The sequence below is a fragment of the Photorhabdus asymbiotica genome (assembly GCF_003634575.1).
Classification (GTDB): domain Bacteria; phylum Pseudomonadota; class Gammaproteobacteria; order Enterobacterales; family Enterobacteriaceae; genus Photorhabdus; species Photorhabdus asymbiotica.
The window spans coordinates 830,344-842,569 of sequence record NZ_RBLJ01000004.1; the positions used below are offsets into that span (position 1 = coordinate 830,344).

At 45.6% G+C, this 12,226-nt stretch carries 8 protein-coding genes; 4 read left to right on the forward strand and 4 right to left on the reverse strand.

Annotation, left to right across the window (positions count from 1 at the left end):
• Positions 1–300 precede the first annotated feature (300 nt).
• Genes BDD30_RS23775 through BDD30_RS19535 form a run of 4 tightly spaced genes read left to right on the forward strand, consistent with a single transcriptional unit; the run spans position 301 to position 5,714 of the window.
• On the forward strand, positions 301–450 hold the full coding sequence (locus BDD30_RS23775) for a hypothetical protein (RefSeq protein WP_158307065.1): 150 nt from the start codon (positions 301–303) through the stop codon (positions 448–450).
• A gap of 13 nt (positions 451–463) precedes the next feature.
• Positions 464–2,989, forward strand: coding sequence for a type VI secretion system Vgr family protein (locus BDD30_RS19525; protein WP_015834447.1), 2,526 nt, complete (start codon positions 464–466; stop codon positions 2,987–2,989).
• Positions 2,990–2,992: 3 nt separating this feature from the next.
• On the forward strand, positions 2,993–4,603 hold the full coding sequence (locus BDD30_RS19530) for an esterase/lipase family protein (protein ID WP_015834446.1): 1,611 nt from the start codon (positions 2,993–2,995) through the stop codon (positions 4,601–4,603).
• Positions 4,596–5,714 carry a T6SS immunity protein Tli4 family protein gene (locus BDD30_RS19535; RefSeq protein ID WP_015834445.1) on the forward strand — a complete coding sequence of 373 codons (1,119 nt, stop codon included), beginning with the start codon at positions 4,596–4,598 and terminating at the stop codon, positions 5,712–5,714. Before BDD30_RS19530 ends, BDD30_RS19535 begins: the two co-directional genes overlap by 8 nt.
• A 989-nt stretch (positions 5,715–6,703) precedes the next feature.
• Here BDD30_RS19535 and BDD30_RS23780 read toward each other — a convergent pair.
• The 4 genes from BDD30_RS23780 to BDD30_RS19555 all read right to left on the reverse strand — a co-directional run bounded on the left by BDD30_RS23780 (position 6,704) and on the right by BDD30_RS19555 (position 12,224).
• Positions 6,704–6,907 carry a hypothetical protein gene (locus BDD30_RS23780; protein WP_148236995.1) on the reverse strand — a complete coding sequence of 68 codons (204 nt, stop codon included), beginning with the start codon at positions 6,905–6,907 and terminating at the stop codon, positions 6,704–6,706.
• Positions 6,908–6,990: 83 nt separating this feature from the next.
• Entirely contained in the window at positions 6,991–8,154 is a 1,164-nt protein-coding gene (locus tag BDD30_RS19545) for a cupin domain-containing protein (RefSeq protein WP_015834443.1), read from the reverse strand.
• A gap of 330 nt (positions 8,155–8,484) precedes the next feature.
• A complete protein-coding gene (locus BDD30_RS25115; protein WP_121302786.1) occupies positions 8,485–11,385 on the reverse strand; it encodes a salicylate synthase in 2,901 nt (966 codons plus the stop codon).
• A gap of 35 nt (positions 11,386–11,420) precedes the next feature.
• Complete coding sequence (locus BDD30_RS19555) at positions 11,421–12,224, reverse strand: thioesterase II family protein (RefSeq protein ID WP_231849132.1); 804 nt, start codon at positions 12,222–12,224, stop codon at positions 11,421–11,423.
• Between the last annotated feature and the right edge of the window lie 2 nt (positions 12,225–12,226).

Here is a 12,226-nt window from a genome sequence, read left to right on the forward strand (position 1 = left end):
GGGTTAAGAAATAACTGATTGGGTCAGTGTGAATATTTATTTTGACGGACATGATCGCTTTGCTCTTATTTTCTGCCGGCTAAAGGTCTGCTTGGAAATAGCGGGATTCGGTTTTTCATTGCTGCAATGCGTGATGACATCACCAGGATATTTTGCGTTTTGTTTTATGACTGAGGCGGGGTTGGTGGTACCACGTTTTCAAGCCGAAATATCCCAATCCCATCTTAATATTATACCCAATAGATTTCAATTTGCAGCGCGGCGGCAAATGAACGCATCCCCAGGAGCATAGATAACTCTGTGACTGGGGTAAGTGAAAGCAGCCAACAAAGCAGCAACTTGAAAGATGAAGGGGATAAATGGGATTGGCATACCCGTAATAGACAAAGAAAAGTGGCATGGCCGCTGAGAGTATTTCTCGAATATCGCTTTTATCTTTTACTGAAATAACGGAGAGCCCGCCATGACTGTTTCAACCCCGGCGCTTATCTTTGAGCACAATCGCTACAAACTCGACGTACGGAAGAACACCGCGCCGCTGGATATCCTGGCCTTTACCGGGCGGGAAGCATTAAGCCAGCCTTTTTGTTACACCATTGAATTCACCAGCCCGGTGAAAACGATTGAGCCGGGGCAGATGCTGATGCATAAAGCGGCGTTTACCCTGCACTCGCCGCGGGTGAATCCCGGTATCCGGGGCATGCCGATAATCCCGCCCATGCCGCTGCGCACCCTTTACGGCGTGATTAGCCGTTTCAGATTGCTGTCTACCTCGCATGACGAAAGCCGGTATGAAGTGACACTGGTGCCCCGGCTGGCGCTGTTGGCGAACAGTCATCAGTCGGCGATTTACCAGAATATGTCGGTGCCGGAAATCGTGGAAAAAATCCTGCGGGAGCGGCACGGCTTCCGGGGCCAGGATTTTCTGTTCACGCTGGCGCGCACCTACCCGAAGCGGGAACAGGTGATGCAGTACGGCGAGGATGACCTGCGATTTGTGCAACGGCTGCTGGCGGAAGTGGGTATCTGGTACAAACTGACGGCGGACGAACGGCTGAAAATTGACGTGGTGGAGTTTTACGACAAACAGCGTCACTACCAGTTTAACGTGTACCTGCCGGCTCTGGACCCGTCGGGCATGCATGGCCGGGACACAGATGCGGTGTGGGGTATGGAAACTGCGCATCAGGTGGTGGAGGGGAAAATCCAGACCCGGGATTACAACTACCGCGATGCTTTGCCGCAATACGGGATGGATGTCGAGGCGGATGTGACGCGGGGGGACCCGACGGTTTACGGGGAAGCGTATCACTACATCAATAACTACCAGGCACTGGGAAACCGTTATGCCCTTGAGCCGGAAGCGGAAAGTGGGGTGTTTTATGCCCGGCTGCACCATGAGCGCTATCTGAATCAACAGACGCGGCTGCGGGGGTTAACCAGTTCGCCGACGCTGGTACCGGGGCAGGAATTGAAAGTGCAGGGTGAGGCGCCCGACGTGTTTCGTCGAGGGGTGATTATCACCGAGATAACCAGCAGCGCCCGCCGGGATGAAAGTTTTGTCATGGCGTTTACCGCCATCCCCTATTCAGAAACGGTGTGCTTCCGCCCGGCATTCATTCCGAAACCGGTGATGGCGGGGACGCTGCCGGCGCGGGTAAGCAGTACCACCGTGAATGACGCCTACGGGGATATCGACAAAGACGGATTGTATCGGGTGTCGTTTGACTTTGACCGGGCGACGTGGCCGCAGGGGGGAGAAAGCCTGTGGGTACGATTGGCTAGACCCTATGCGGGTGACACCTACGGTTTTCACTGGCCGTTGCTGATAGGCACGGAAGTGGCGATAGCATTTGAAGGGGGCGACCCGGATCGGCCTTATATCGCCCACGCGCTGCATGACTCGAAACACCCGGACCCCGTCACGCTGTACAACTACAAACGTAACGTCTTGCGCACGCCGGCGAATAACAAATTACGGATGGATGACGAGCGCGGGAAGGAGCACATCAAACTCAGTACCGAATATGGCGGCAAGAGCCAGCTCAATCTGGGGCATCTGGTGGACAGTCAGCGTCCGCACCCGAATAAACGGGGGGAAGGCTTTGAGCTGCGTACCGATGACTGGGGGGCAATCCGGGCGGGTAAGGGGTTGTTTATCAGTGCGGATAAACAGGCGGCTGCCGGGGGACCGGTGCTGGAGATGCAGGTGGCAATTAGTCAATTACAGCAGGCGCAGGCGTTAACGGAAGCCTTACGCGGTGCGGCAGAAACCGCCCAAGCTGAACTGGCGGATTTGCAGCACCAGAAAGCGTTATTAAATGACACCTTAACGGAGCTGAAAAAATCGGCGCTGTTACTTTCCGCGCCGGAGGGGATTGCCCAAACGACGGCGAAAAGTCTGCAATTGTCTGCGGGGGACAATGTCATTGCCACCAGTGGTAAAAATACTGATTTCAGCGTACTGAAAAAATTCACGGTGGCTGCCGGTGGGATGATCAGCCTGTTTGCTGAAAAGCTGGGGATCAAATTGTTTGCCAGTCGAGGTCGGGTAGAGATTCAGGCGCAGGGTGATGCGATGGGACTTGAGGCGTTGAAAGACATCACGGTAAGCAGTCATGAAGGCAAAGTGATCATCAGTGCAAAACAGGAGATTTTGCTGGCCTGTGGCGGGGGATATATTCGGATTGGCAACGGGCAGGTGGAATGCGGTGCTCCGGCTCACATTATCCAGCGGGCAGGGGAATGGCAGAAGTTTGGTGGACAACGGACCAGCCAGTTGGTCCAGCAATGGCAGACCACCAGTTATTCTGTGACGCCAAAGGTTGCACAGGCTTATAACATTTCTCCGTTAGCTCGTCAGAATATGCAATTCCATACCGGAGATGGTGGCGTGCAGGAGTTATCAACTGCACAGGATGGGAAAAGCGCCCTGCAAAAGCAGATTGGTGTGGAAATCAGTAAATTGAAAATAAAAGATGAGGAGTAGATTGTGAGCGAACCGAAGGAAAATGAGATTTATATTCATCCGGAATATGATGAATTAGGCTCCCCTTATTACAACGTCCCCAATGCCAGAACGGAAGAGAATCTGATAGCAACCTGTTTGAAATATGCGACTAAAGTGATCCCGGTGATTTTTCTGCCGGGGGTGATGGGGAGTAATTTAAAATCGAAACAAGGGGAATCAGTCTGGCTGCTAAACAGGATATTGAGTTTTGATGTTTTAGCCTGGACCTGTAGAGGAGCGTCTTACAGAAAAAAAACCTTAGACCCGAATAAAACAGAGGTTGATGATTCCGGGGCTATCACACCTGACCACACGGAAAAGAATAAATTCCAGACTTGCAGTCAGCGTGGCTGGGGAGAGATAGCCCATATTAGCTATGGCACTTTCCTGCCCTGGCTTCAGTCGGTGCTGGATGATGAACGTTTGGCATTTGAGTACTGTTTGGCAGGGCAGGGACAACAAACCCTCCGGCAACGCATGGTAGATATGAACCTGAATGCGGAGTGGGGTGAAGAGCCGCTGACACGGCCCGAGGTTGACCACAGCTATAACTTTGTCTACCCGGTTCATGTGATGGGTTATAACTGGCTGCAATCCAATGTGGATTCTGCCAAGAGGCTGGCGAAATATGTGGATAAGGTTTTAGCTTTCTATGGCAGGCGCTGTGCAACTAACAAGGTGATTTTAGTCACTCACTCGATGGGCGGGTTAGTGGCCCGTCATTACTCTGAGCAGCTAAATGGTAGAGATAAAATTTTAGGTATTGTGCATGGCGTGATGCCTGATACCGGTGCGCCAACCACTTATAAAAGGATGAAAACCGGTGAAGATGGCATAACTGGATTGGTTATCGGCAGTAATGGTGCGGAGATGACGGCGGTGATGGCCCAGTCTCCCGGACCGTTACAGCTGTTGCCGGGAATGAAGTATGGTAAACGTTGGCTACATATCGCGGATGGTAAAATCATGCACAAACTGCCGGAATCAGATCCTTATAAGGAAATCTATCTGGAAAAAGAGCGGTGGTGGGGATTATGTGAAACCCGGTTTTTAAACCCGGATAAACAGGATAAATGGAAGGATAATGAAAGTTGGGAAAAATATTCAGCAATTATACAAAACGAAGTTCAGCAATTTATTGAAGAGCTAACCGGTAACTATCATTCGAATACTTATGCCTTTTATGGTGCCAGTGAGAAACACTTATCGTATGGCGTTATCTCTTGGCAAGAGCAAGATAATGGTAATTATGACAAAACGGAAGATTATTCCGGTATGACCTTTAATCAGCCAGTTTATGATCCTATCGATCTGAAAACCGGTTCAACACGTATAGTTCGTTTTTCCGTTGGGCCGCTGTTTCGGGATATTCATGATAAAACTTTTAAGCTGGCTCCTCCCAGGGAACAGGGAGATGGTACGGTACCGATACAAGCTGGTCGGATTACCTATAACGGTTTACGTGGCTTGCTGGCAACGGAAGTCGACCATGAAGGGGCTTATAAAGAGAATAATGGAACGAAAGAGACTCCCGCTCGGTTATTTACCTTACGCTCAATTGTCAAGATGGTGCAGGCGGTGAAAATTGGATAAAAAAAAGTGTTTACTGATTTTATTCGCGATAGTGGCGATTTATGCCCTGTGGCGGTGGTATTTCCCGGTTTATGATCATCCTGTATTAACTGAAAAGGAAAAGAAAGTGACAACTGAAATGTTAGCGAATATGCAGACCCGTTGTGTGGGCCGTTATTTAATTGATCTCCCTGCCGGGTTTGACAATATTGTCCATGACGGGATATCGATTGGTGATGCGAGAATAGAAACTGAGCGTCTGTATCCCCCTGAATTTGAACATCGGATACGGTTAAGAGAGCAGGAATTAAAGACGATGCAATATGTTAATCCTAAAAATATGCCTTTTTTAAAGAAGGTTTATCGTCTTCAGGGGGATCTGAATGGCGTGATTTTCGACAGGAATCAGGACACGAGTGTGCCTGGTTATGCCCGAGTATTGGAAGCGCATTTCTATAATAATGGGGTTGCTTTTACCATAACAATGAAATTTATGGAGCTGATTGATGATAAATATTCCTATCAAAGAGAGGGTTTTATCAAAGCAGGTTTTTCTGAAAGAGATTTAAATACAAAAGATAGAACAATGATGAAAATGAGGGATTTGTTATCCAGAATCAGTGGCAGAAAGGAAACGGAAATTCCTAAGGTAGCCGGTACCTGTATTCCTGATGGTTTTATTGCCGGTAGTGATAATGAAAAAGAGGATATTACCTTTGTCTATCAACGAAATAAGGATGACCATTTTAATTTCAGTATTGAGATATTGAATGATTTGCAAGAGAAAGACCATCTTTTAGATCGTTTGAAGGGAATGGAAGGTATATTACTGGCCATGCATGCCAAGGTGATAAGGAAAGGAAAGCGGGAAATTAATGGCACTTATACGGAGGAAGTTTTAACAACTGCCCCGGTGGAAACAAACCTGGAGCCGGGAACTAAGATGCCTGGATATGCATTTAGCTTAATTGCCAATGAAACCGCTGGAGATTACAAGAATCCCTTTGTGAATATTGATCTGAAAAATGACCGGATATCCGCGACGCCGTACAGTGAAAACGAATTAATAGCATTTTGGGATGCGGTAACGAGCACTTTTCGTAAAAGGCCGGGTGCTTTCGATTCACGATAAAAAGCGTTTTAAATTAAACCCCTTATAGGGATATAAGGGTTAATACAATCAAGGAGTATAAAATCACTAAAATACCAATAGGTATTTCACGTTCAGTTATCAGGTTAGTGCAGGCGGTGAAAATTGGATATGCCGCTGTGGCTGTGGTATTTTCCAGTCTATTATTATCTTGTATTTAATTTAAAATAAATTAAGAAACGCTATTGTGAAGGTCAGGAAGATTAATTGGGAATCATGACTTTTTTTAACTTCTGATTTTAATCGGTATAAAGTCTAAACGGTTTTTTTTACCACTTTTAACATCTGTTTTTTATTGAGTTTAATCATCATGGGATATTGTGTTTTCAGCCAGTAAATAATCTTATTATGTAAAAATACCCTTTTATGTTTTATCAGCTAGTTAATTTTTTTGTTCAGGGGTTAAATTCTATCATATTAACCGTTTTATCCCTTTTTTATTGCGTTGTTTTTATGGGTTATTTAGTAAAATAATGGTAAAAAATACCTGAGTGTATCCCTTTTAATAGAGTATTTACTGAGTTAAATCCACTTTTTATATACAACTTTAATCTTTCTGTGTTCGCGTTTTCAAATGGTTATGGTAGGTTAAATAAATATAAAATAAGCGAAGGATAATAATGTTGATAAATGAATTAAACATGGCAGGGAATAGGTCGTTTTTAGTCACTCAGTACCTTTTTAAAATCTGGTATTAATGGGGGACTTGTTTTTTTAACACTTATACCCTTCATCTTTCAAGTTGCTGCTTTGTTGGCTGCTTTCACGCACCCCAGTCACATAGTTATCTATGCTCCTGGGGATGCGTTCACTTGCCGCCGCGCTGCAACTCGAAATCTATTGGGTATATACCCTTCATCTTTCAATTTGCTGCTTTATTGGCTGTTTTCACTTACCCCAGTCATGAACTATGTTAAAAAATGATTAACCTGTAAAACGATTATCATTTAGCAGGGTTTTTTATTGTTTAATTAAACATTAATATAGCAAATGATTTTCATTGAAATTTTTTTTAATCTAATGGTTTTTCCCGTTTTCAGACCCGTATTTAACTTCCCCATTTTCATTAAACGGGTTTTCTCGTTTTTCTGTATTTGTTTTTTAGATTTAAAACCAGAGCGGATAACAACAAGTATGATAATGGTATTAAAATCAACGTCCGTTTCTCTAATCATTTTTAATGCTGATAAATAAAGCCCCGTGTTAACGAGGCTATTTTTGATATACAGGTTTTTCCAATACACCACGGTGTAATATCTCAAGTTCTACGGCGTGATATAACGAGTTTATCCTTCGGACGGTCCGCCCAATCGGAGATCTGATTGCTGAAGTTATCTGCCAGCAAATAAGACGGAGTTTTAGCGAACCAATCAGAGAGTGAGATATCCTGGTAGATGCCGTTATCTAGCACAACCAGCACTTTAAGATCATCCTTGCCAATATTTTCGATATAGTGACCAAATCCCTGTGGCACGTAACCAACGTCGGTTGGCCCAAATTTCGAGGTTTGGGCATGTCCGTGGGAACTAAACACGGTCATACGTCCTTTGCCTGAAATGTAATATTGCCATTCGTTAGCATTCGGATGCCAATGGAGTTCACGTATTGCACCCGGTTTAACGATTTCGATGAGACCGGTGATAGTGGTAGAAATGGGAAATTCCTTCGATGATGCCCGATAAATAATCCCTGCGTCGTTCTCAAAGAAGGGTTTGTTTTTCAAGAGTTGATAACGGTGGGTGAGTGGGGCATCGTTCAATCCTCCGTCGTCTACCGGTAGGGGAAGTTTTGGCGGTATGGCACCACCGACGATGTAAGCTTCACCGGGTTTGATTTTAGAAAAAACCTTTGCTGGCATGTTAACACTTTTCTCTAGTACTTCTTTCGGCGTATGCGTTATCCAATCAGTGATGCTGAATGTGCCAAATTCTGAGAAGTGCCCATCATCAAAAGTTAGAATGAAATGCGCGCCACCTTCAAGCGCTTGAATAGAATGACCATGACCTTTGGGAAAATACCATACATCGCCGGGGCCAAAATCGGCGACTTCACTTTTGCCCTCTGGATCGATAATGGTAATACGTGCATGTCCTTCAAGCATATATGCCCATTCAGCGGCAATGGCATGCCAATGGAGTTCACGCACACCACCCGGTTCGAGTGTCATATCAACACCAGCAATCCCTTCAGAGATAGGAAATTGTTCTACGGTAGCTTCCCGTGCCCATCCGTATTCAAATATACGTTTTTCGCTGTCTGTAAATTTATATTTATACAAACTTTTAGCTGCCGGAGGTGGTTTATTATTACCCGTTGTAACAGTATTGTGTTGTTCGTCAGCAACAGCGGATTTAATCATACTACCTATGCTGGCTGCTGCACCAATTGCAGATGCTTTCAAGATATCACGACGTGAGAACATATTTTTGCCTCCAAAATGGAACCCGTAAGCGTGGTTGTAAGCTGATATATATTCGTTTGTTTTTCTTAGCTAATCATTGTCACTGAAAGGAAAAATCAGAGGTGACTTACTAATCATAGTAAAAAGATGAATTTTGCAATGAGGAAAAAATGTTTATTTTTATTTTAGGATTAGCGGAGGCATTTATTTGCCGAAAAGATACAGGAATAGTACGCCCATCTGTATTACTTTCTCGAAAGGAGCAAAGTTTCATTGGATGAGCGACTATTTTACTACTGACTGATTAACCTGGGAAAATCAGCGCTGTCTCAGATTTTTTCCGTAGTATGATTAATCTTGTTTGTCGGAATAAGGACGAACGTATTTAATAATACAGTCAAGTTTTTCGCAGGTTTCCAGCCATTCTCTCTCTGGTTTGGAATCTCTGACCAGCCCAGCGCCAGCCTGGAGCCAACAGCGTCCTTTATGCTGATAGAGAGAGCGTAATACCAGCGCGGCATCCAGTTTACCTGCGCTATCTAATAACATGACGCAACCGCTATAAAGCTGACGTGGTTCACCTTCATAACGTGAAATTGCCTGTAAAGAAGGTTTCTTCGGTATCCCCGAAGCAGTGACTGCCGGGAATAAAGCGATGAACGCATCCCAACGATTTTTGTCTGTTTGGAGTAATCCTTTTACCCGTGATGCCAAATGTTGTACTGAACCACGTTCACGAATAGCCATAAATTCTGACACACAAAGTGTTTCAATCTGGCAAATCGGCGCCAACTCTTCTAATGCCAGTTTGGCAGAAACTGCATGTTCGGAGATTTCTTTTGGGTCAGAAAGTAAATCTGCCCGCAGCCGTTGATCCTGCTCTTTGTCATGGGTCAATGCTCTGGTACCTGCCAATGGTTGGGTGCTGACCCAACCTGAACCATCTGCCTCAACGACGGTTTCTGGGCTGAAACCATAAGCTGAGAAATCTTCATCACGCAGGAAGAAGGAGCGGGCCGGTGTGTTAGCCTGACGGCCAAGCCAGTAACTATGCGTCATATCAATATTGGACCCAAGCTCAACTTTGCGTGACAGGATCACTTTTTGGTAGTGACCAGCGGCAATATCTTTAACCGCATTTGCTACGTTGTCTTGATAATTTTTTGCGGCGGTTACCGGGTTGATAATTTCTATCTCTTTGGTATATGGGAAAGCCGGTGTGCCTGATTGATCAGCTTGCCTGATTTTTTCGCTCAATGTAGCAATCTGATCTTCTTCAAGTGTCCGTATCAGAACCTGCCCTTGAGTTATGCGTAATTCATGCTGGGGAACAGTGATTTTGATTAGTGCTTCATTTTGTTGTGCTAATGGTAGTCCATATGTCATATGGGAAAACTCAAATAGTGTTCTGCCATAAGCACGCCAGTCTTTGATAGGGAGAGCATTAAGCGCCTGCTCAAGCTTTTGGCTTAATGTATTAATATTGTATGGATGATGATTACCTTGTGAATCAATTAATTGTCCCGATGCATCGGCACTTATAGTCGCTGCACAGCCCATCCCTAATGACCATTCACCTTTTGTTTCATAAAGTGTACAAGGTTGTGAATCATTATCATCTGAGAGCAAATGAGTGATGAGATCTAACGGAGTACTGGTAATAGCAATCGTGCGTTCATGATATTGTTGCATTGAATTGCCATGTTCTGTTTGGGCTATCTGTACTAATTGGCGTTTGTCGATTTTTCCCACAGTGGTTAATGGCCAATACGCCACAGACAACCATTGATCAGGGATTTTATGGCGTTGAACGCCTTTCTGATGCAAAAATGCTTGCATCTGTGCGGATTCTGGTTGATTGCCACTTTTAAGCAGGCAGGCGCAGATTCGTTCACCTAATAGTTCATCAGGGACAGCAATGACAACCACATCATCAATATCAGGATGTTGCAGCAATAATGTTTCTACTTCTTGGGTCGAAATTTTCTCACCACTGCGGTTAATCTGCTCTTTAATTCTCCCCTCAACGATCAGGTTGCCATCTGAATTCATGCGAACCAGATCGCCGGTACGGTAGAATCCATCTGTGGTAAAAGCGACGGCGTTATGCTGTCCGGCGCGATAATATCCGGTGATGGTGTAGGGGCCGCGTGTAATCAGTTCACCGACTTCACCAAGGGCGACAGGTTGCAAATTGGCATCAACAATTTTGATCTCATCTTCTTCTGACAATGGGCGCCCTTGGGTATTAATGATGACCTCGTAGGGATCGTCTAGTCGGGTATAGCAGAGTAATCCTTCCGCGGTACCAAATACCTGCTGCAAAGGACCAAGGCGTGTCATGACCAGTTCTGCCAGTTCCGGTGTGAGTCTGCCACCACCGACTTGTAAGCAGCGCAGGGATGAAAGGTCGCTTTGTTCCCAGTCGCGGGCTTGCTCCCAGAGACGCGCCAGAGCCGGCACTAATGCTAAATGTGTCACCTTGTGCTGTTCGATCAATGGCATGGCTTCATCACAGCTGGCGGTATCACTCAGGAGTACACATCCCCCTTGAGAAAGGGTACCCAGAATACCGGGGCTGCCTAAGGTGAAGTTATGGGCAACAGGCAATACGGCTAAATACACACTTTCCGTATTTACTGCACACAGACGGGCAGAGAGGACAAAATCATAGGTATAGGCGTCGTGAGTACGCGGAATTAATTTCGGTGTTCCCGTCGTTCCTCCTGAGAGTAACAAAACGGCAATATCACCATAGGTTGGTCCAGTAATATTGAGCGGTTTATCATCAATGGATGCTAATGCGGTAAATTCTTCCGCTTCTCCATCAACGATAATGTGTTTCAGATCGGGACAAGATGCCGCAACTTCCCGCGCCATTTCCCGGTAATCAAAACCATGAATACAATCAGGGATAATGTAAGCCACTGGGCGCGCAATCTGGCAAAGCGCGTGAATATCATGTGCCCGTTGAGTCGGCATTAATAACACTGGGTGAGCACCCAGTCTAAATAAAGCAAAACAGGTGACGACAAAAGAGATTCGGTTAGGCAGTTGTACCATGACGTTATCACCACGACGTACTCCCCGGTGAAATAACCCACTGGCCAATCTTTCTGCGGATTGGTGCAATTCACGGTAAGTTAGCTGTTGTTCTTGATAGATCAGCGCTGTTTTATTACCCCAAATACCAGACCAACCAGCAAGTTGTTGGTCCAGCGTTTTACCATTCCAAAGATAGTCTGGCGTCATAGTCAATGTTTTCCCTGGGATAGAAAAAGGTGCCATTATGCGAACTCCTGTAAATAGACATATTGTATAAATTGTGTAACGTGACGAATAAAGCTCTGAGGATCTTGAGTAATATAAAAATGGTCGCCGGTAACTTCCTGGCAACAATAAGAAAGGTTTTGCGTGTTACCTGCAAGCCAATGATGCCATTGCTGAACTTCCATAGCAGAAGCTTCTTTGTCTTCGTTGCCATAAAGCAATAGCGTTGGTGTTTGCAGTTTTACTGAATCAGGTTGAATAACATGGTGATAGTGCTCTGTAGCAAAAAAATCAGCACGTAGCATTGGTAAGAACAATGCAAGCAATCCTGGATCTTCTCGTAACATCGGGCTGCAACCGCCGATATCAATCAATTGCTCAATGAATTCATGATCAGGCAGTCCGCTCAGTTGGCGGCGAGGTTGAAGATGGGGGGCATGACACCCCGAAAGTACCAGTGCCTTGAGGGAACAGTTATGTTGTTCAAGGCGTTGGCAAGTTTCAAAAGCAACCTGAGCTCCCATGCTATGACCAACTAATATCAGGTTTTCTCTCTGTGCAGGAGTGAATGATACGATCAGATCGGCAAGTGATTGTGCTAATGGCTCAATCCGGGTGGTCGCGCGTTCATTCATACGGCTGTCATGTCCGGGGTAAATCACCAGTGAAGCCGCTATATCTGAATTTTCTAATGTGGACCATTGGCGGAATGCACTGGAACTGCCCCCAGCAAAGGGGCAGATTAGCAATGTGTATTTGGGCTTGCCGTGAGTCGTCAGGCATGGGCGAATCATCGGGTGTGTAGGAAGTACCCACGTCATCA

Bases quoted from the DNA above. Each gene is read 5' to 3' on its own strand.
- BDD30_RS19525 (WP_015834447.1), top strand. From the start codon at position 464: ATGACTGTTTCAACCCCGGCGCTTATCTTTGAGCACAATCGCTACAAA.
- BDD30_RS23780 (WP_148236995.1), bottom strand. From the start codon at position 6,907: ATGATTAGAGAAACGGACGTTGATTTTAATACCATTATCATACTTGTT.
- BDD30_RS19545 (WP_015834443.1), bottom strand. From the start codon at position 8,154: ATGTTCTCACGTCGTGATATCTTGAAAGCATCTGCAATTGGTGCAGCA.
- BDD30_RS25115 (WP_121302786.1), bottom strand. From the start codon at position 11,385: ATGACGCCAGACTATCTTTGGAATGGTAAAACGCTGGACCAACAACTT.
- BDD30_RS19555 (WP_231849132.1), bottom strand. From the start codon at position 12,224: ATGACGTGGGTACTTCCTACACACCCGATGATTCGCCCATGCCTGACG.